Raw genomic sequence first — 20,512 nt, 5'->3', positions numbered from 1 at the left:
CCGCGTTCCGGACATCAATCCTTCCGGATGTTCGACAATATTGGACAAAAAACATTGTTGACCTGTTATTGGCTTGTGTCGATCTTTCATCCATTCGTTCTGTTTTCAGAGGAGGTTCTTTCATGCGCAAGACTCGCCATGTCGCCATCGGACTTTCTGTCCTGGCAGCTGGGGTTCTGGCCCTTGCAACACAAAAGCCTGTCTGGGCGGCCAGTCTCGATAACCCCACCCAGGTGGCGGACAACCTGACACCGGATTCCCCTTATTCGAAGCCGCAGCCTGTTACTCAGGCTCCCCCGGTCGATCCGGACAGATTGAACTCCGAAATCCATAATTCCTTTCAGAACCTGATTCCGGATGCTCCTCCACCAGGGTATACCTCGATGGTGGGAAAATGGCAGACCATGATGTACGGGTTTGTGCAGTTCGATACCGTGTATGATTCTTCGAATTCCTTCAATAACTGGCCGTTCAACGCCGGTGCGGCAAACGCCAGTACCGTCCAGGGCGGAAGAACCTCTACTGGGCAGCTCTCCTCCCTTGGTGCAACGGTGGACCACAACGCCATGGGATTTGACGTGAACAACTCTCGTATCGGTTTCGCCCTGTCCTCTCCGGTCTATAACGGGTACAAGATCCGGGCCCTTCTGGAAATGGACTTTCTGGCGAACCCCGGTGAATCCCAATATGGCGGGAGCATCTCTCAGGCGGCGGGTTCCGCAGGCTCCGGTCCGGGCTACCTGACCAACCCGATCTTTCGTATCCGTCACTTCTTCATGGACATCACGACTCCGGACTTCGGGAACTTCCTTCTGGGACAATACTGGTCCCTGTTCGGATGGCAACCTTACAATATCTACAATTCGGTCCAGATCGCGCCAGGTCCGGGAACGCTCTACGGTCGATTCCCCCAGGCCCGCTGGTACAAGATCATCCATCTGACGGACGACAGCCATATCGAAGTGGCTGGATCGGTTCAGATGCCACCCGCGGAGACGTCCGGCGTGCCAACCTTTGTGGAAGGTATCAAATATGCCGATACCGGATGGATGGGAGAAGGGATGATCGGAGATACGGGAAAGGGACAGTTCCCCCTCGCCATCGGATTTTCGGATATCCAGACCAACTATGACGGGTATTTGGGAAATCCTGGAACTACGACGAATAGCTCCACGAAACAGGTCAATGCAGCCAATCCCGCCGGCCAGGGCTTCAACAGCTTCACCTCGGCCTATGCCATCGACCTCTGGCTTCCAATCATCCCGGTCAAGGACGGAAAGCCCGGAAACAACCTGACCCTGACGGCGGAGTACTCCTATGGTCAGGGGGATGCATGGCAGTTTCCGAACCTGAACTACGGAACGAGTGGCGGTCTCAACCAGGGTTCAGCGGCAGTCTATCCGGGTGGAACCTTCTTCATCAACGGAAATGCCTTTGTTCCGCTTGATACCCGCTCCTTCAACGTGGATCTGCAGTATTACTTTCCCGACGATGCCCATACGTCGATCGCCGTCGGTCTTGCCCAGACCGATGCGACAAACCTTCAGAGCATCGCCAACACGGTGGGGGCCTACAATACCGGCGGTGCCGGCTCCACCAACGGTCTGTTCAAGTACTCTGCGGCATGGACGGCCAATACCTTCGCCTTTGTCGACCTCTGGCACGATTTCACTCCAGCCGTTCGGGCAGGTCTTGAATACGGCCAGTTTGACACCCTCTACACCACAGGCATGAACGCCATCGACAACCGCGTCATGATGTCCTGGTTCTACTTCTTCTAAGTCTTTGTATCACCTGGCGCCGGAAGGGAATGTTTTCCTTTCCTTCCGGCAGCTTTTCAGAAAATGTGTTTATCATGCGTTTTGATAGGGGCCGATGGGTCCCAATCTCCGGTTTTCCGATTTGTGACAGATTCTTTACAGCGTTGTTCTCTTGGTGACATCTGATAGATGTAGTGTATCAACGTCGAGAGAAGGTCCTTGTAAAGGAGGTTGTGATGAACGAGCAGGAAAGTCGTCCCATTGTTGTCGTAGTCGATGATGAGGAGGATCTTTTGATCCTCCTGAAGAATCTTCTGGAGCGGGAAGGGTACCAGGTGCTGACAGCAAGGGACGGCGACGAGGGAATATGGCTCCTGCGCCGGGTGATTGCCCGAGGTCGGCTGAAATTTGCGATTCTGGATCTGATGCTTCCGGTCAGGGATGGGATCGACCTTGTCCGCTTCATCAGAAAACAGAAGGAAATCCGTGATGTGCCGATTCTGGTGTTGTCGGCGGTATCCGATACAGACAAACGTGTTCTGGCGCTTGAGGAAGGTGCAGATGATTTTCTGGCCAAACCCTTTTCGACAAGGGAGCTTGTTGCCAGGGTTCATGCACTGGACCGTCGGGTAGAACAGACCCGGCAGGAGTCAACGTCTCCGAGGGGACGTTTCGAGATGGGTGCTCTCCTTGTCGATACCGGGAGACACGAGGTTCGGGTAAACGGTCGTGAAATCCGTCTGACCCCGATAGAGTTTCGGATTCTGGCCCATCTGATCTCGCAGGGTGGATTCGTGATCGAGCGGCACGCGCTCATGATCGCCCTCTGGGGAGAGGACTGGGAGGTTGAGGAGCACAACCTCAATGTCCATATCTGGTCCCTTCGAAAGAAGCTGGGAGAGACTCCGGGGGAACCAAAGTATATCGAAACACTCCGTGGAACCGGGTACCGTCTGAAGGATGTCGGAAACGAGTCTTCCATTCGTGCCGTATCGGGGGAGACCCGATGAAGGGGTGATCATTGGGAGTTTTTGTGGTGAAAAGTATCGAATTGTTTTTCTGAATCGTTTTATTGTTTAAGAAAGAGATCCGGGAGGTTTCCGGACAAGAAGTCCGGTGGGACGATGAAAATGTCATCATTTTGTCATCGATCTGTCATGCGGATGTATCAGCACTGTGGGAAAACTGAAAAAACATTTTCATGAGGAGGTTCACAATGTCCAAACAAATGCCGGAGCGGCTGTTTTCCTTGGCCTCGATTAAGTCTTCGGTATCAACGATCGCCGCTGGGATCTTTGTTGCCACGGCCATGTTCGGTCCTGGCCTTTCATCGGCCTATGCGGGATCGGACCTGACCATTTCGGGTTCCTCGATGCTCTTTCCCCTGGAGCAGGTTTGGGCGGAAGCGTATCAGAAATCTCACAAGGGGGTCCATATTTCTGTTGCCTCGACCGGTTCCGGCTTCGGAATTGCCAATGCCGCCAACGGGAACATCTCCATCGGTGCATCGGATGCCTACCTCACAAAAACCTTCAGAAAGCGCTATTCCAATCTGGTTTCGATTCCGATCGCCTTTGACGATGCCCAGGTGATCTACAATATTCCAGGGGTCGACAAAAAGACTGTCCTGAAGCTTGATGGTCCAACGGTTGCCAGGATTTATCTCGGAAAGATCCGTTACTGGGATAACGCAAGAATCAAGGCGATGAACCCGGATGTGACATTCCCCCACGCCAAGATCAAGGTGACCCACCGGGCAGATGCCTCAGGAACAACTTTTGTGTTTACGGACTACCTGAACCAGACTTCAAAGGCATGGTACAACCAGGTCGGGCGGGATCTGGCTCCTGCCTGGCCGGTCGGCTCAGGATACAATGGCTCCGATGCCGTGGTGGCCGCCGTCATGTCGACTCCCGGCGCGATCGGATATGTCGGTCTTGGCTGGATCAAGGAATATCACCTGTCTTCGGCAGCTCTCAAGAACAAGTTCGGAAACTATGTTGAGGGAACCATCGAAACCATCAAGAAAGCAGGGTATTCCGCTCTGAAAGATCCTGAATTCCCGAATGACTTCAATCGCTCGATCGTTTGGAATCTGAAGGATCCCAATGCCTATCCGGATGCGAATTTCGAGTTCTGGATGGTGTCGACCAACCTTGACGGCAGCTCGATGAGGCAGGTCCGGAAACTGATCTTGTGGGCCCTTGGGCCGGGACAGGCAAAAAAATACACCGTATCAAGCGGGTTTGCTCCACTTCCCTTTGAGCCGTTGAAGCCCCGTTTGAACAAGATTCTGGATCGACTTCTTCCAGGAAACAGCAAAAACGAAGTTTCTCCTGGATAAGAATCGGGGGAGACTTTCGTAATCCCGTCCGGATTAGGGGCATCAATCCCCGCCCGGACGGATTTTTCAAGCGGGTGGTTCGGCCGATGCCGGGCTGCCCGATCTTTGTTTGGGTGACAGTGAACAAGCTCCTTCGGAGTATCTGATGGAAAAGACCAAGGATCAGAAAATGGAAAATATCGAGATGAATGCCGGCGAAGAGATGCTCCCCACCCCGGCCATCGGGGAAGATCGCATTGCTCAACCTTCGCGTCGTCTGATGCGGGGGGCCCACCTGTCACGGGAAGACCGGATGTTCGGATGGACACTTAAAGGGGGAGCCCTTTTCATCCTCATTCTTTTCCTGATCGTTCTTGGCGTTTGTTTTGTCACGGCATGGCCATCGATCACGAAGTTCGGATTGGCCTTTCTCTGGTCATCGGCATGGAATCCGAGCCGGCAGATCTTCGGTGCCTTTCCCTACCTTGTCGGTACCCTTTGGGTGACCGGAATAGCGCTTGTCGTGGCGATCCCTGTGGCGATCCTTTCCGCGCTGTTTCTTTCCGACTATGTTCCCAAATGGCTTGGCGGCATTGTCTCAACGCTTATGGAAATGCTGGCAGGTATTCCCTCCATCGTGTTCGGGGCATTCGGAATTGCCTTTGTCGTGCCACTTTTGAGAGATCACGTCGAACCTTTTATTGCGCGAACCCTTGGCGCCCACTGGGATTTTTTCAACGGGGATCCGATGGGGTACGGAATCCTGGCGGCGGGGCTTGTTGTGGCTTTCATGATCATTCCCCTCGTGGCGACGGTAACAAGGGATTCCCTGCTGATGGTTCCTCGGGAGATGGTCGAAGCATCCTACGCGCTTGGCGCCACCCAGGTCGAAACGTTGCTGTTCGTGAAGCTCAAGGCGGTGATCCCCGGGATTATAGGATCGGTTACCCTGGGGTTCGGCCGCGCCGTTGGCGAGACAATGGCGGTCTTGTTATTGATCGGAAATCAGGGATCGATCCCCCAAACGATCCAGGATGTGGGGTACACCATCAGCGCGCTTCTTGCGAACACCTTTACCTATGCGGTTATTGATCCGCTTTATTCTGCTGCTGAAGTGGAGCTTGGTCTGATCCTTCTTCTGATCACCCTGGTCATGAACACTCTTGGGAGAAAACTCCTGATGAGACTCATGGGCGGCAGGCTTGCCGGCTCGGTTGGAGGAGGGTAAAGTGAATCAGGTCAGGGGGCTTTCCCTTTTCAGGCGGGTCAGAAACGGTGTTTTTGGAACGATAACCGCTCTGGCGTTCATTCTTTCCGTCACACCGCTTCTGGCCATTATCTGGGTCTCCTGGGAAAAAGGGAAAAGCGCGTTAAGCCTTGATTTCTTAACGACTCTTCCTTCCGGATTTCCCGTAGGATCGGAAGGCGGAATCTTAAACGGGATCGTGGGAAGTCTTGTTCTGGCCCTTCTTGCAAGCGCCCTGTCGGTTCCGATCGGCATATGGGCAGGCATGTTCCTGTGGGAAGGGGGGAACGACCGGCTTCCATCAATTGTCAGGCTGTTTTCCGACCTCCTTCTGGGTGTTCCATCGGTGGTGTGGGGCGTGGTGGGGTATTATGTGTTTTCAACCTCCACCGGATTTGGTCTCCACTGGGGTTTTTCGGCCTTGGCCGGTGGACTGACCCTAGGATTTATCATGATTCCGATTGTCACGAGAGTCACAGAGCAGTCCCTGAGAGATGTCCCACGCTCCTATATCGAAGGGGCCTATGCTTTGGGAGCCACCCGATGGCAGACGCTTCGCGGAGTCGCCCTTCCCGGGGCAGTTGCAGGAATCGGGACGGGAATCCTTCTGGGTGTGCTGAATGTTCTCGGACAAACGGCGCCCCTGGTCTTCACGAACTACTACAATACGGGAATTCCCTCCTCCCTCGTGGGAAGCCAGGGAGCGGTCGGCGATTTGGCCATGCAGATTTTCATCTATATCCACGAACCCTCTCCGGAGATGCATACGAAGGCGATGGCCGCTTCTCTCGTATTGCTCGCGATCGTGCTGGTGCTCGATCTTGGGATACGATTCCTGACCTGGGGAGGACGCAAGTTTTCAGCCAGGCAAAGATAGAGGTCAACAAAGAGTTGGGACCAAATGCGTTGTCAATGAACAAAAGAAAAATGAATCAGATAGGACAAAGTATATGGAGAGGCTGAGCATCAGGAACTTTTCCGCCTATTACGGTGAGACTCAGGCGCTCAAAAGTGTCTCTATGGAAATCCCGGATCGGCAGGTTCTGGCTCTGATTGGTCCGTCCGGTTGCGGAAAGACGACCTTTCTCAGAAGCCTGAACCGGATGAACGATTTTGTGAAGGATTTTTCTGTCGAGGGGCAGGTGCTTCTTGACGGGCAGGATATCTATTCGCCGGAGATGCATCCGGTGATCTTACGGCGCCGTGTGGGCATGGTTTTTCAGAAACCGAACCCATTTACCAAATCAATCTTTGAAAATGTCGCCTATGGTTTGAGAATCCAGGGCATCCGGGCAAAAAGCGTTCTGAAAGATGTTGTTGAAAAATCTCTTCAAGCCGCGGCCCTTTGGGATGAAGTCAAGGACAGGCTTGATGATTCGGCCTTTGCCCTTTCCGGAGGTCAGCAACAAAGGCTTTGCATTGCCCGCGCTCTTGCTGTTGAGCCTGAAGTGATTCTCCTCGATGAACCCGCCTCGGCGCTCGACCCCATTTCGACCGCCCGAATTGAGGAATTGATCCAGGAGTTGAAAATCCGTTACACCATCGTGATTGTGACGCATAATATGCAACAGGCCGCCCGCGTCTCTGACCAGACCGTTTTTTTCCTGAACGGGGAGATGGTTGAGATGGGGGTGACCTCCAAGATTTTTACGACACCGTCGGAGTCGAGGACGGAAGACTATATTACCGGGCGATTCGGCTGATCCTGATCCGATTCACCGATGAAAGGGATATTCGTGCACAGGCACTTTGATGCAGAGCTTGATGAACTCAAGGAAAAAGTTTCGGCCATGGGCCGGATGGTTGAAGAACAGCTTGAAGGTGCGATCAGCGCGCTTCTCGGGAGGGATGCCGACAAGGCGGGAGAGATTATTTCGAAAGATCATCAGGTCAATGCCATGGAGGTCGGCATCGATGAAGACTGTATCCGGATGATTGCCCTCTACCAGCCGGAAGCCCGGGATCTTCGATTTATTATTACGGCGATGAAAATCATCACCGACCTTGAACGCATGAGTGACTTGGCGGTCAATGTCTGCGAACGCGTCATCGAGCTTAAGGAAGAGATTCCCTACCCCATTCCGCCGGCCATTCCCCGAATGGGAGAGATCGCCCGGGAGATGCTTCTTGATGCGTTGTCCGCCTTTATCGCCAGGGACACGAAAAAGGCACTCGATGTTTGCCGCAGGGACGAAGAGGTCAATGTGATCCATCGTGAGCTGATCCGGTCGATCGTGACAGAACTTGCGCATGATCCGGAAAGGGTGAGTCCCGCTGTGCGGATCCTTTTCATGAGCCGTTCGCTGGAACGATTTGCGGACCATGTGACCAATGTTGCAGAGATCATCGTCTACCTGGTCGAGGGAAAGGTGATCCGGCACATCGTCTGATCACCGGTTCTCCCTTTACTGTTTTCGCTCTTCTGCTTTCTCGATCATCTCCCTGATGATCGGGAATTTTCTTCCAAAAAGGGTGTATGCAGCGAGGGCATACTCCCTGATTTCGTATTGGGCGGTTTCTTTTGTCCTGAGAGAAAAGAAATTCAAGAGGGAGCGAAGGTTGACCGTCCAGTAGACATCGCTGTAAGCGGCGACAGGAACCGCACCTCTCAATAACTCCCTTGCACGTGCCCTGTAGGGATCCCTTCCGCCCTCGTTCTCCGGTATCACTCCTTTTTTCCTGGCTTCCTCAATGTTTTGACACGCTTGGTCGTATTCTTCCTCATAGAAATCCTGAAGTTCTTCAAGAAGAGCTGTATAGCGATGGACCTGTTTTTCGGAAAGGACGGGAAATCCGTCGACCAGAAGGGCATTTCCCGAGGGGATATAAAACGCTGAAATGGGTTTTCTGTATCTCATGGAAAACTCGTTCCATGTTGAGATCCGATGTTTGACCCATTGTCTCAGAACAAAGATCGGAGCAATAAATCGGTAACGGAAGAGGACTGTTTCAAAAGGGGTCCCATGTTGTTCGGAAAAGAGGTGATAGAGAAGGGAGAGGTCCTTTTCGGACATTTCCGAAGGTGAGTGCAGACGCTTGTTGGAGGTTGAGACCCTTGCTGTATTGAGGATGGTTGTTTCGTCCCCCCATGTATCTTCGAGTTCAATAAATCCAAATGTTCCGATCCTGAATGTTCCCTGTGGATTGTGTTCGCATCGTGTACTGATTTCCTGGGCGATTTCCCTGGTCGAATCATTTTGTCTGGCCATTCGTCGATGATCCTTTTCTGAGCTATTCCCATTTTAGGGAAACAGGTTTGTCGTTCTTAAAGAGTTCATCCCGGCATTATATATTGCCCTTGGATTCATGGATACAGGCCATCTTTTCATGTTTTTCATGAATGAGGAACTTCCATTTATTCTTCAGTATGATTTTTAAAAAAGTGGCATCTTTTAAAGAATATTAAAAATGTATTTTATTTGCACTTTCTTTCGGAAGACAAGGTCCTGTATTCTGAATGGTAGATGAAAAAGTCTGAAGCTCAGAATGAACAAATGGTTGGAGACAAAATGGATTTGAGCAACAAGGAGGAGCCTCTTCCTCCTGGTTCTTCTCTTTTTGAAATATTGCACCGTACAACTCTGGTTTTTCTCGAAGAAATGATGGACCAGCTCGACCGATGGACTTACGAGCGTCGTTTCCATTCCTATCGAGTGAGTGTATTGGCCCTCGAGGTTGGGAAGAGGATGTCCCTGCCGAGCCATCGACTGATGACTCTCCGGGCAGGAGCGCTTCTTCACGATATCGGAAAAGTCAGGATCGATCAGGAAATCCTGAACAAGCCCGGCCCCCTTGATGTTGTGGAATGGAAGGCCATGAAGGAGCACCCGGCCCATGGAAGCGCCATCCTTTCAAGGATCCCGACGCTTGCGTTTGCGAAGGATGTGGTTTATCAACATCATGAGAGATGGAATGGAACCGGATATCCTCATGGGCTAAAAGAATCGGAGATCCTGATCGAGTCGCGCATCTTTGGAGTGGTTGACAGCTATGATGCGATGGTTTCAAGGCGTTCTTACAATATTCCCCAATCTCACGGAGAAGCATTGGACGAGATTGGTCAAAATAAGAGGGTTCTGTTTGACCCGGATGTCGTGGATGCATTTCTGGGGATTCCGAAAAGATTTTTCGAACAGCTCGAATCACTGCAGAGCCATACACGATTTATCCAGGACTCTTTTGATCCTCAAGAATACCTGGCGCTCCTGATTCCTTTGGGACAACACTCAGAAGAGAAATAGAAGCGGGGTCCACTCATGAAAGATCAGACGATTCGTGGTCGCCTCCAATTTCTTCTCCGTCGCCTTCGGTTAGGGGCAGGGGCTTTTTTTATCCTCTGGGCTGGCTTCGTCCTTTTGTATGTCTTCACGGGACAAACCATCCTGAAAGAAGAAGATGAGATCCGGACCACTGAAAAGATTGAAAGTCGCTTCCTTTCTCTCCAGGAGCCGCTGATCGTTTATCTGGAAACACAAAGTCTCTCCCAGAAAATTCGTTTTGACACCATCCTGCAGTCAACCATCTCCAAGATGCCGGATTATTCAGCCTTGTCGGGAGAAGCCCGTTCCCGATTGTTCGGGAAACGGGTCAAGGGGATGCTTTTTCAGGTACAGGCGCTTGGAAACGCCCTGTTTGTTCCCGGTATTGATCAGCGTCAGCGCCAACAGCTGACGCTTTCCTTGACGAACCTGCTGTTTGAGACCGTCCATAATGATATCGGTCCGTTTCTTGACCATCTGAGGTTGAAAGAACGACAGACCATACACCGGATCATTCTGGTGATCCTTTTCAACCTCCTCTTTTTTGTTTCCGAGCTGATCCTGTTTCTATGGCTTGAGGGGCTCCTGAAGGATCTGATGGAGAATGCGGTTCTGAAACCCATTGAGAATCTTGCAATCTGGGCATGGTCTGTAGCCAAGGGAGAATCACCGGATTCCTCTTCGATCGAATCGGTTCCGAAGGATGCGGAAATGCGTGAATTGATCGAGTCGATCAATATGATGAAGGACTCTCTTGAACTGGCATTGGGGCAAACCAGAAGAAAGCTTCAGCACAACGAGTTGCTCTCGATGATCATTCAGGCGTCGGGATTCATGTCCAGGGAACAGGATGTGATCGATGTTTCCCGGCAGGCGCTTGTGACGGTATTCGGCCATTCTCCCGTAGAAATCCATTTCAATCTGAGGAAAGAGAACGAGATCGATGAGTGCTGGGCGATCCGAAAGGGGGGGATGATCACAGATCAGGACTGGAATGGTCTGGTTCGATGCCATCAATGTGAGCATGCCCAGAAAGAGCGGACCTATCTGTGCGCACCGATCCTTTCAGCGGAGGAGACCCTGGGAACGATTACCCTGAGATCGGAAGCCGCAGTCGAATGGTCAGAAGAGGATCGCTCCTTTCTTCGGGATGTTTCGGCTCATGTGGGGATGGCCCTTTCAAAGCTCAGGCTTTTGCACCGCCACAGGAATGAGGCGATCCTTGATCCCTTGACGGGATTATACAACAGGCGATATCTGGATGATTTCTTCCAAAGGGTAATGGCACTCATAAGACGCCATGGAAAGCATTACAGCTTTGTCATGCTCGACATTGACCACTTCAAGGAGATTAATGATACCTATGGTCATGAAACAGGAGATCAGGTTCTGAGGGAGCTGGCGGGTATTATTCGGGGAAGCATGCGGCAGGGTGAGGATATGCCATCAAGGATCGGTGGAGAAGAATTTGCCCTGATTGTTCTTGGAGACAGGGAAGAAGCTCTTGTGGTGGCCGAGAAGATTCGCAAGAAGGTCCTGGACAACTGGTCTCCTCCCCGGGATCTTCGGGTCACCATATCGGCGGGGATTTCGGAGTTGACTCCCGACTGCGTTTTGGCAACTGTGATGAAAGAGGCGGATGAGGCTCTTTACCAGGCGAAGAAAGAGGGCCGGAACAGGACGATCCTTTCCGGCGAGGGAAAAAGCCTTTCCTGAAGACCTTTGATCGTTACCGGCCAATGGCAAGAATATAGAGATGCCGATGACCAAACACGGTCAGCTTTTCTGGGTCTGCTGCCCAGAAACCGGGGACGGGCCGTGCATTGTCGGGCATTTGGGTTATGATGGCTTTTTTCATGAGAAGGGACGTGGGAAAGTCCCTTTCAAGCGGCCGCCTATGGGAGACAGCTTCTTCAAGATAGGCACGGTTGATTGTTGCAAGGCTCCAGTTCGAATTCCTTTTGAAATGAAGAAGAAAGGTTTCACTCGGTCCCCATAGGATGCCAGCGGATGGGAGTACCTCTGTGTCAACTTTGTGGCAGGGGGATATTTTCGATGAGAGATCTTGCGTCGGGACTTGGCAGACAACGGATGGATCCCCTGCAAAAAGTACTCCGGATAGTCCGATCGGCATCATTCCCATTGAAGTATCGATAGCGAGACTGGTCCTTGCCATACGATTGCGGACGGTTTTTCCGTCAGGTCTCTCCCGCGTGAGAAGAAACAGTCTGCAGGACAGGCAATCCTTGTTATCAATCTGGCTTTTACGGATTGCAGGGAGATTTTCGGGACCTTCCGGAGCTCCCTTTGTCAGGCTTTCCGTCAGGGCTTCCAGAGGAGAGGATGAAAGAATGGTTCCCGGAGTCAAAAGGAGACTGTGGCCGTTAAGCACTTCTCCGTTGTTGAATGTGATCCAGAGCGTTTCGTTGGCCTTGTCGAGTTTGATCTCCCTGATGGGTGTCCTGCCGCTTTTTGGCATGAAGTCCGTATATCCTGTAATGTGACTTTGATCGAGGGACAGGTTCAGGACCCTGAGGATTGGTTCTCCTGATGGGCTGAGTCCCGCCAGGTAGGCCAGACGGCTTCCAAGGGCCATCGAGCTGATTTTGGAAAGTGTTTCGGGTGATGGGATCGGAAGATTGATCCATTGCTCATGAAAAAAATGCTGTGACCCCATAGGATGGTCAAGTTTGAAAAGGTGGAGAACAGCTGGTCCATCCGGGTTAAAAAAGAGAAATTTTCGGCCATCTCTTGAGGCGAACAGAAAATGGTCGTCAAGATGAACACCCGGGGGAAGTGGAAGCGTTAACAGAGGTTTCTTATCTTTTGGAACGGGAACCATGAATGCAGAAAGTGAAATGACAAGGAACAGTCCAAAGACGATCTGGAATAAGCCACGGAATGAATCGATTGCGGTCGAATGTTTTCGGGTGATCCTGTCAAAGCCTACCGGGGGTCTCAAGCCTGTTTGTCTCCTGTCTAAAGAACCTTGCACTCTGAAAAGGTCCTCCTGGCCAAATAATGCCGGGAAAAAGCGGAAGGCGTTTTCACCACTGGTCCTTGCGAAGGTCAAAATCCTCATCAAGGATCAACCATTATCACTCGACGGATCCATTCGCCAAGCTGGCAACCGGAGTCCATTTCGACGTATGCTTGTTTCATAAATCGTTGAATTCTTCAGGCGGGTGTAGTCTATCATAAACCTTCGCCCCCTTCGAGGAGTGGTTCAGATTGTTCAGGTCGAAAAGATCGGGGGAGTTGCGGATGATGTCAGTTTTGCCGGAAAAAAAAGAAGGCCATTTCCCCTATCTTTTATGGGGAAAATGGGAAAGCGGTCAGAAACAGGAGACCGGAGTCCCTTTTACGGAGATGATTCCGGGGCCGGAAGGCCGTAACCCATGGCAATATGCTCTTGGGGACAGAAAGACCATTGACCTTGTTTTGTCAGGTCTTTCGAATGCCTCCAGGGTCATGGGGGCGATGACCCGCCACCGTCGCTCTCTGATTCTTTCCGAAACAGCGAGACTTTTGGATGTCAACCGGGAAGCTCTTGCAAACCTTCTTGTCTGTGAAGTTGGAAAGCCGATTTCTGCCGCCCGCTTTGAGGTTGAACGCGCAGCCACGACGTTTCTCCTGGCATCGAGGTTGGCAACGGATTTTGGCAGCCAGCTGATTCCGGGTGACATTGTGCCTCAGGGTGCACGGATGACCGGGATGGTTGAACGGGTTCCAATCGGTCCGGTTCTTGCCATTACCCCCTACAACTTCCCGCTGAATCTTCTTGCCCACAAGGTCGCGCCCGCCCTTGCCTCGGGCTGTCCTGTCGTTGTAAAGCCCGCTCCAAAAGGGGCCCTTTCAGCGCTGGCGCTTGGGAAGATCCTCCTTTCGGCGGGACTTCCTCCGGAAGCACTTTCCATTGTTCCCTGTGATATCCCGGAAGTTCTTTTGATGGTTGATGCTCCGGAAATTCCGGTAATTTCTTTTACGGGCTCAGCGGAGGTCGGTTGGTCTTTGCGGGATCGTGTCCCGAGAAAGCAGGTTCTTCTCGAATTGGGTGGCAATGCGGCGGTTGTGATTTTGAAGGATGCGATCGAAGAAGGTCTTGTGGACCGTCTGATGACCGGGGCATTTGCCTATTCCGGTCAGATCTGTATCTCCATTCAGCGCATTTTGGTCGACCGTTCACGATATGACCGTTTCCTTGAAACGTTTGTGGAGAGGGTTCGTAAAATGGGGAATGAAGGGGGGATAGGAGACCCTGCTTCGTCTTCGACTCTGATGGGTTCACTGATTTCAGAGACTCATGCCACGCGAGTTCATGAAAAGGTCTTGTCTGCCATTTCTCGGGGAGCGGTTTCTTCTCTTCCTGTAAAACGGCTGGGAGCCATGTTGCATCCTGTTATCCTGAGTGGGACAGATGCGGATGATCCCATTGAACAGGAAGAAGTCTTTGGACCGGTTGTTACCGTGAATCCCTTCGATTCTCCCGCTGAGGCGGTGAAAAGGGTCAATGGCTCACGATTCGGGATACAGGCTTCGATCATGACCGGCTCGCTCGAGACAGGAATCCTGATGGCCGGGGAGCTTGAGATGGGAGGTGTCCTTGTGAATGAAATCCCGACATTCCGGCTCGATCACTGGCCTTATGGAGGCGTGAAAGAGTCGGGCAAGGGGTGGGAGGGGGTTGCCTACGCGATGGAAGAGATGACTCGGCCAAGGCTATTGGCTTACCGTCTCCACTGACATTTGGGAATCGGACGTTATTTGGGTAGAAGGGTTTAGTCGATGTGGTCTGAACCCTGAAAATCGTCCCGGGCAATTTCTTCCCGGCAGCTTCGGCAGATCATGACACCGTCGGACCGGTCCGAGAGGATGATCTGGGGTGCGTCGCAGAGTTCGCATTCGACGATGATGGTGGATCGGAACTGGTGTAAAACCGGAATGGCCTGATTGGTTGATGTATTTTCTGACATTGTGTTCTCCTTGAACTGCGGACTATCCGCAGGATGATTTTTCCCGTCTTCTGTCAACATTAGATTGTCACACCATTATGACCTGATAATCAAGATCAGATGACAAAATGTGAAAGGTCGTTCTTTTTTAAGTCCTTTCCGGTTCCTCCGATGGAGGCAAGTGGTGGGAAAAAAATCAGATCTTTGCTGGTGGAATTCGTATGTCATCCTCTTTCTTGTGTTTTGTTTCCTTCCCCTGCATGGAGCAGAAGGGACTGCTTACGCCGATGGGTGTGATCCATTGGCTGATGAGGAGGTGGGGTATCCCCCCACAACGGACTGGGAATGGATCACTGATGCTTGTCCGCCGCCACCATCAGCGGACGCGTCTCCCTCTTTTAACGGAGTGGGAGTGACTCTCTATGGCGGAGTCACCTTTCCAACACGTAATGACTTGTTCGGTGTTCCGGTTCCTTCGGGGATCACTCCCATCAATTCGTTTGTCCAAAATGGCTATGAGGGAGGTCTTTCTGTCAACAGCTGGATCAACCAGAATATCGGATTTCGGATGATGTTGGGCATAGAGGACTTTCCCGGACAAATCGGGGACAGGTCTTTTCAGGCGGGGGAGGTCACCCTGGGACCTGTCTTGAAGCTTTTGGGGAGTCAGACGACCTTTCTCTATCTGGCAATCGATGGAGGAGGAGCACTGAGCGGTCTTGATGTTCAAAATGTCTTTTCAGGAACTGCCTCCTCGGCTTACCTGGATGTGGGGCTTGGTCTGAATATGTCTTTTGTGGCAGTGGAGATTGACTATGTTACCCTGTTCACTCCGGGCGGGCTTCCCAATGGAGAAAGTCCGTTCTTTTTTGTTCCCATTACGATCGGCCTCCATTTGTGAGCTGGCCGTTTTCTTGAGGACTACAGCGGATGTCCTGTTTTCGTGTGAAATTCGGAAACCAGATCCATTGGTCCCGCGATGAGGGGGACTCTTGCATGAAGGTCTGATCCTGGCTTGATTGATAAAATAGAGCGGTCCCCATCTGTGGCAATACCTCCGGCGAACTGGCAGATCAGGGCCATAGGGTAAGCTTCATAGAGAAGGCGGAGTTTTCCATGGTTCTTTCCCGGAGCCCCTTCCGCCGGGTAGAGGTAGATTCCGCCCTTGAGAAGATTCCGGTGAAGATCTCCCACGAGTGCACCAATATAACGGCTTGTCATGACAGGCTTCCTTCCGGACTTGACCCATGTAATGTAATCCTGGATACCTTTTTCCCAGAGAGGAAAATAGGACTCATTTGTGCTGTAGATTTTCCCGCCTGAGGGGAAATGCAGTGGTTCGCCTGTCCCGAGAAACTCTCCTCCAAACGATGGGTCCATCGTAAAAAGATAGGTTTTTTGATCGACCGCGATCACAAAAGAGGTGGATGCGCTATAGAGAATGTATGCTCCTGCAATAAGCTTCCTTTTGTCTCCTCCAAAAATCTCTCCCCGATCTGAAGATGGGGGAGGACTGAATATCGCAAAGATTGACCCGATTGAAGCATTGACCGAGATATTCGAGGATCCATCGAGTGGATCCATGGCGATCAGGAGACCATCGGGGTCAGCTTGGGGGAAGAGGGTTGGCAGGGGTTCCTCTTCGGAGAGAAGTTCCCGGACTTTTTGGGTTTCTCCAAGTAACTGGCAGAAGGTGTCCTGTCCGATCCGGTCAAGTGTCTGAACCTCTTCTCCCTGAATGTTTTCTTTTCCTGCGGAGCCGGTAATACCAAGCAAGGGTCCTCTTGCGATGAGGGACGCCATGATCCTTCCTCCGCTGGTGAGTGCGGAGATGATCGGGAGAAGCTTCTTTTTGAGTTCATCAGGAATTCCTGGCGTTTCCAAAATGATTTCAGCGGGCGTTTTTGTTCGTCTGGCGGATTGGGGTTCCTGATCCATTCAAAAGCCTCTCTCTCGTTTCAAGATTGGGAGTGTTCTGTCGGAAGTCTTGCTGCAAGGGCTTGCTGAAGTTCAATGAGGAGAAGTCCAACCTCCCTGGGGGGGAGAAGAACATGGATCTTTCTGCCCCTTTTGACATGAGATTCAATTTTTTCAACATGGCTGATTGCCTGAAGCAAGGTTTTCTCATCGGATAATAGAGACGACCCATCGGCCAAAAGTTTTTCAAGCTCCTGATGGATATTCCTGACATCCCGCTGATAGCCTTTTTCAAGCGAACAGGGAGAGCAGAACCACTTTGGATGAAGATCTTCCGTATGGGACAAACGGTCATAAGTGCGATTGAAAAAATCTTTTCCCAAACTCACCTTGTAAAGGTCGACGCCCACTTTCCCGCAAGCATCGCAAATCCCTGACGGAACATGAGTGTGGGTGCCAGTCTGTTGGTGATCCGGATGGGATGGGTGATCCTGGTCGCTCAAGGTTGGAGCCTCTTGTCATTTGGGGGTGCTGATGAAAACGTTTCCGAAAGTCTTTTGTCAATATGGGCGATGGTTCTCTCCATCGATTCGATAAATCGTGAACGGCTGCCTTGGCCGGTGGGATCGCTGGCCAGGGCATAACCTACAAAATGATGATTACGCTCGTTGAAGAGAAGCTTTGCCCTGACAATGCGTAAAAGTTCCCTCATCTCTCCTCCGAGAAGAGGATTGGCCGAGGAGAGCAAGGGGAGGAGATCCTCTTCCATTCGATCCCAATGGGAAACGAGAGTGCGGATCCCGGCACTGTCCTCTTCCCTCGGGTTGAAGCACCATTCCCCGGGAGCGCCCGGAAGGTCTTTCCTGATCAGCGGAATATGGCTGGCGACGACTTTCCACCCTTGCATCGTTGTCTGAAGGATATGCGTAAAATCGTGAGGGGCTGATTGATTTGTTGTCGTCAACTGTTCAGTCCTTCCATGTAAGACCTGACGCTATTTGTCAGGGCCCTCAGATTATACCCTCCTTCAAGGATCGAGACAATAAAAGTGGACGGAAAAACGGAAGAAAGCTGTTTCCCTATATGCCGATAGGTTTTTTCCGTCAGAAGAAATCCCCCCAGTGGATCCTCCCGATGGCCGTCAAACCCGGCAGAAACGAGCAACACGTCAGGTGCAAACCTGGTGAGCCTAGGCAGGATGCAGGATTCGAAAGTCCGGTAATAGGCATCGTCAGTGGTTCCTTCAGGGAGGGGAATATCCAGCAACCCCTCTCCTGAATGGCCAGTATGATTCTCTCGTCCGCTTCCGGTACCGGGATAGAAAGGGTACTGGTGCGTGCTGATGGTAAGGACTCCAGGTGTTTTTCCCAGAATTTCTTCTGTGCCGTTTCCGTGATGGACATCAAAGTCGAAGATGGCAATCCGGAGTGTCGGGTTCCAAGAGAGAAGAGAGAGCGCCTGAGTGGCGATGGTGTTGACAAGGCAAAAACCCATTCCGGCTGATCGCCGGGCGTGGTGGCCGGGTGGCCTTGCCAGAAGAAATGCTCTCTGGCTGGAACCGATTTGTTTGTTGATTGTGGTGATTGCTCCGGAAAGTCCTTTCATGGCGGCAAGAGAGCCTGGGGATAGGGATGTGTCTGGATCAATACTGATCGGAAGCGGTTTTGGGGGTCTCTCCAGAAAATCAATATAGGCAGGGTCATGAGCCATCCGAAAAAGAGAAAGGTCTTTTGCAGGTGAAATCTCATGTATTGTGGTCAGTCTCTCTTTCTCCATGGAGATAAAAAGTGTGTTCAGAGATCTCACTCTTTCAGACGATTCCGGATGATTCGATCCGGAATCATGGCTCAGCGAATCCGTGACATAATAGGTCGCGATCAATGAACTCTCCTGCTCCTAAACGTTTTGCGGCTTCCGGAGGTGTTTCCGGTCTCGCGAGCGGATGTCCTCTTTCGCCGAGGTTTCGCGAAGGCGTTTTGGCCTTCGCGTCTGATCGGAATCGAAGGAGGCTTTGACTTCGGACGGTTCCCGCCCTAGTTGTTTCCCTTTTCCGATCCCGCACCGCCAAATCTCTTTTTTCTGGATCTTCCATTCCAGAAGAAGCCGGACCCCCCTTCGGGCGATGACTCGGCTGGCGTTGTGATCGGCATTGTCTTTTAGTCCGCAGTGTTGGCAGATGAACTCGGCCCGGGAAGGCCGGTTGTCCGGGTGAATGTGCCCGCACCGGACGCATTCCTGCGAACTGTATTGCGGTGAGACCTTGATCACGAGCTTCCCGGATCGAAGGGACTTGTACGAAAGGAAGAGGACGAAGAGCCCCCAGCAGGACGACAGGATCGCCCGGTTGAGTCCGGCCTTGGCTCGGGCTCCGTTCTTGGCATACCCTCCCGAATCGTCCTGTTTGCCTTCCGGCTTCCTCGTCATGTTTTTGATCTTGAGATCCTCGACGACGAAGAGGTTCCTGTCCGGTTCCGAGACGAGGTCACGGGTGGCCTTGTGGATCACATCCTTCCGGACCTTTTTTGCGTATTCGAAGGTCCGGGCCAGACGCTTCCGGCTCTTTCTTCGGTTGTCCGAGCCTTTGACCTGTCGCGAGAGTTTTCGTTGCCAGCGTTTTTTGGCCCGCTCCTTCTTCTCCATCCGGATCTTCTGGATCGGGGAGAAATCGATTCTTCGACCGGAGCTTGCCATGACCGGAATCGTCACGCCCCGGTCGAAGCCGAGCGTTTGACTCCGGAGCTCCTCTTCCGAAAACATCAGGAGCCAGGAGTCCGTCGTCCGAGGAGAAGGAGGCGAACCTCTTCCCCGCCCTCGACCAAGACGTGAAGAGAGGAGGGACGGGAATATGGGGTATGGGCCTTGAAGACCAGATCCCCCAGGGGGAACTTCATTGTTCCGAGAACAAGCTCCTCGGTGTGGGTTTTGTCTTTATATCGAAAAGAGAAGAGCTCGGAAGTGATCCAGCCCGATTGCCGTCCGTCTTTTTTCTGGAAGACGGGTCTTCTGGCGATTCCGGAAAAGGATCGTCCCATCGCCTGTTTCCAGCGAACCGCCCCGTTTCTGAGGATCTGGGAGGGGACATCCCGGAGCCAGGGGGTGTCCGGGCCGATGAAACGTGCATACTCCTGATCGATGGGAACGGGTATTCCGGAAAGAGAGACCGCTTTTTTGGCGAAGGCCCGGTCATACCGGTCTTCCGATACCTTGGCATTATAGATGAACCGCTGGTCTCCGATCCATTGGAGCAGGATCTGTTCCTGGGCGGAGTGGGATAGGCGCGAAAGCGCTTGCCGGTCTGCATGGGAGCAGGATACCTTTACTCACATGGAAACTCAAGCAAACAAGTCCTGCTCCAATGTCGTCCATTATCTTAAGCTACATATTGTTTTTGCGACAAAGTACCGGAGAAAAACCCTCACTCCGCTATTTCTCGACTATCTGAAGGGCGCCTTTGGAGACATTCTGGAGGAATGGCGTTGCAGCTTGCTGGAGTTGGAGGCGAAGCGGATCATGTGCCTCTTTTGCCGGAGATTCATCCGGCCCTTAATATCTCCACCCCGATCAACAATTTGAAAACGGCGAGTTCCAGACGAGCGAGAAACCGTTTTTCGGAGCATCTCAAGCCGTTCTACCGGGAGCCGTATTTCTGGCATCGGGCCTACTATGTCGGTGCGTCGGCGAAGCGACGCTGACAACCGTCTTCCGGTATGTCGAAAGCCAAGGGAGCAAGGAAAAACTTCCCAAGCCCAAACCGCCCGCTTGATCCCCGCTTGACCTGCGGTCAAAGAAAGGGAATGCGCGGACAAGTGTTCAGGTCTCCCTAGTTTTTTCAAAAAGTTGATAGGATAGTGTGTCAGACCATTTCTCCTTAATATGGAGTAAAAAATGGAAATGGCATCCTTTGTCAACCGTTTTCCTGTTTTAGAGCATGCTGTGATGAAAGCGCTTGACATCAACTTGAGGGAATGGTTGAATGTTGTGGGATCCTGACGAAAATGTGTGCCATTAGCCATGTCCCTGAAGGAACGTTCCGCCCAAGCCCGGTTTTGAGGGTC

The 20,512-nt window shown here is 52.0% G+C and carries 20 protein-coding genes and 1 pseudogene; 13 read left to right on the top strand and 8 right to left on the bottom strand.

The annotated features are described in order from the left end of the window. Nucleotides 1-122 precede the first annotated feature (122 nt). From LFE_RS10560 to phoU, 7 genes are all read left to right on the top strand, one after another. On the top strand, nt 123-1,781 hold the full coding sequence (locus LFE_RS10560; RefSeq protein WP_014450215.1) for a hypothetical protein: 1,659 nt from the start codon (nt 123-125) through the stop codon (nt 1,779-1,781). Between the two features lie 215 nt (nt 1,782-1,996). Next, on the top strand, nt 1,997-2,770 hold the full coding sequence (locus LFE_RS10555; RefSeq protein ID WP_014450214.1) for a response regulator transcription factor: 774 nt from the start codon (nt 1,997-1,999) through the stop codon (nt 2,768-2,770). A 206-nt stretch (nt 2,771-2,976) separates the two neighbouring features. Next, complete coding sequence (gene pstS / locus LFE_RS10550; RefSeq protein WP_014450213.1) at nt 2,977-4,104, top strand: phosphate ABC transporter substrate-binding protein PstS; 1,128 nt, start codon at nt 2,977-2,979, stop codon at nt 4,102-4,104. 145 nt (nt 4,105-4,249) lie between these two features. Further along, nucleotides 4,250-5,311 (top strand): phosphate ABC transporter permease subunit PstC, encoded by a 1,062-nt coding sequence (gene pstC, locus LFE_RS10545; protein WP_014450212.1) that lies wholly within the window; start codon nt 4,250-4,252, stop codon nt 5,309-5,311. 1 nt (nt 5,312) lies between these two features. Next, nucleotides 5,313-6,206: a phosphate ABC transporter permease PstA gene (gene pstA / locus LFE_RS10540; protein ID WP_014450211.1), complete on the top strand. Its 894-nt coding sequence runs from the start codon at nt 5,313-5,315 to the stop codon at nt 6,204-6,206. Nucleotides 6,207-6,279: 73 nt separating this feature from the next. Continuing rightward, a complete protein-coding gene (gene pstB, locus LFE_RS10535) occupies nt 6,280-7,032 on the top strand; it encodes a phosphate ABC transporter ATP-binding protein PstB (RefSeq protein WP_014450210.1) in 753 nt (250 codons plus the stop codon). Between the two features lie 33 nt (nt 7,033-7,065). After that, nucleotides 7,066-7,719, top strand: a complete 654-nt coding sequence (gene phoU, locus LFE_RS10530) for a phosphate signaling complex protein PhoU (protein ID WP_014450209.1) — start codon at nt 7,066-7,068, stop codon at nt 7,717-7,719. Nucleotides 7,720-7,734: 15 nt separating this feature from the next. Here the strand turns inward: phoU and thyX are convergent, their stop codons facing one another. Then, on the bottom strand, nt 7,735-8,538 hold the full coding sequence (gene thyX / locus LFE_RS10525) for an FAD-dependent thymidylate synthase (protein WP_014450208.1): 804 nt from the start codon (nt 8,536-8,538) through the stop codon (nt 7,735-7,737). A gap of 300 nt (nt 8,539-8,838) precedes the next feature. Between thyX and LFE_RS13275 the strand changes: the two genes are divergently transcribed. Together LFE_RS13275 and LFE_RS10515 are read left to right on the top strand one after the other, a co-directional pair. Further along, nucleotides 8,839-9,570 carry an HD-GYP domain-containing protein gene (locus tag LFE_RS13275; protein WP_232502523.1) on the top strand — a complete coding sequence of 244 codons (732 nt, stop codon included), beginning with the start codon at nt 8,839-8,841 and terminating at the stop codon, nt 9,568-9,570. 15 nt (nt 9,571-9,585) lie between these two features. Next, a complete protein-coding gene (locus LFE_RS10515; protein ID WP_014450206.1) occupies nt 9,586-11,304 on the top strand; it encodes a GGDEF domain-containing protein in 1,719 nt (572 codons plus the stop codon). A 13-nt stretch (nt 11,305-11,317) separates the two neighbouring features. Here the strand turns inward: LFE_RS10515 and LFE_RS10510 are convergent, their stop codons facing one another. Beyond that, a complete protein-coding gene (locus tag LFE_RS10510) occupies nt 11,318-12,550 on the bottom strand; it encodes a hypothetical protein (protein ID WP_014450205.1) in 1,233 nt (410 codons plus the stop codon). 302 nt (nt 12,551-12,852) lie between these two features. Between LFE_RS10510 and LFE_RS10505 the strand changes: the two genes are divergently transcribed. After that, nucleotides 12,853-14,331, top strand: coding sequence for an aldehyde dehydrogenase family protein (locus LFE_RS10505; protein ID WP_014450204.1), 1,479 nt, complete (start codon nt 12,853-12,855; stop codon nt 14,329-14,331). Between the two features lie 35 nt (nt 14,332-14,366). Here the strand turns inward: LFE_RS10505 and LFE_RS10500 are convergent, their stop codons facing one another. After that, a complete protein-coding gene (locus LFE_RS10500) occupies nt 14,367-14,561 on the bottom strand; it encodes a hypothetical protein (protein WP_014450203.1) in 195 nt (64 codons plus the stop codon). 163 nt (nt 14,562-14,724) lie between these two features. Between LFE_RS10500 and LFE_RS10495 the strand changes: the two genes are divergently transcribed. Then, the gene (locus LFE_RS10495) at nt 14,725-15,441 is read left to right on the top strand and encodes a hypothetical protein (RefSeq protein WP_014450202.1); all 717 of its coding nucleotides are present in this window, start codon (nt 14,725-14,727) and stop codon (nt 15,439-15,441) included. 20 nt (nt 15,442-15,461) lie between these two features. Here the strand turns inward: LFE_RS10495 and LFE_RS10490 are convergent, their stop codons facing one another. Genes LFE_RS10490 through LFE_RS14420 form a run of 5 tightly spaced genes read right to left on the bottom strand, consistent with a single transcriptional unit; the run spans nt 15,462 to nt 19,214 of the window. After that, nucleotides 15,462-16,478 (bottom strand): class 1 fructose-bisphosphatase, encoded by a 1,017-nt coding sequence (locus tag LFE_RS10490; RefSeq protein WP_014450201.1) that lies wholly within the window; start codon nt 16,476-16,478, stop codon nt 15,462-15,464. A gap of 20 nt (nt 16,479-16,498) precedes the next feature. Continuing rightward, entirely contained in the window at nt 16,499-16,960 is a 462-nt protein-coding gene (locus LFE_RS10485) for a hypothetical protein (protein WP_014450200.1), read from the bottom strand. Continuing rightward, entirely contained in the window at nt 16,957-17,421 is a 465-nt protein-coding gene (locus LFE_RS10480) for a hypothetical protein (RefSeq protein WP_014450199.1), read from the bottom strand. Before LFE_RS10480 ends, LFE_RS10485 begins: the two co-directional genes overlap by 4 nt. After that, a complete protein-coding gene (locus tag LFE_RS10475; RefSeq protein WP_014450198.1) occupies nt 17,418-18,338 on the bottom strand; it encodes an arginase family protein in 921 nt (306 codons plus the stop codon). Before LFE_RS10475 ends, LFE_RS10480 begins: the two co-directional genes overlap by 4 nt. Before the next feature lie 15 nt (nt 18,339-18,353). Next, the gene (locus LFE_RS14420) at nt 18,354-19,214 is read right to left on the bottom strand and encodes an RNA-guided endonuclease InsQ/TnpB family protein (RefSeq protein WP_014450197.1); all 861 of its coding nucleotides are present in this window, start codon (nt 19,212-19,214) and stop codon (nt 18,354-18,356) included. A 95-nt stretch (nt 19,215-19,309) separates the two neighbouring features. Between LFE_RS14420 and LFE_RS14415 the strand changes: the two genes are divergently transcribed. Both LFE_RS14415 and tnpA read left to right on the top strand, forming a co-directional pair. Continuing rightward, nucleotides 19,310-19,732: a hypothetical protein gene (locus LFE_RS14415; RefSeq protein WP_148272630.1), complete on the top strand. Its 423-nt coding sequence runs from the start codon at nt 19,310-19,312 to the stop codon at nt 19,730-19,732. Then, nucleotides 19,674-20,149, top strand: a pseudogene (gene tnpA, locus LFE_RS14750) (IS200/IS605 family transposase). The gene LFE_RS14415 and the pseudogene tnpA overlap by 59 nt, the downstream one beginning before the upstream one ends. Nucleotides 20,150-20,512: the final 363 nt, after the last annotated feature.

Source organism: Leptospirillum ferrooxidans C2-3 (assembly GCF_000284315.1).
In the GTDB taxonomy this organism is placed as follows: Bacteria; Nitrospirota; Leptospirillia; order Leptospirillales; family Leptospirillaceae; genus Leptospirillum; species Leptospirillum ferrooxidans.
This window is presented reverse-complemented; position numbering and strand designations above follow the sequence as displayed.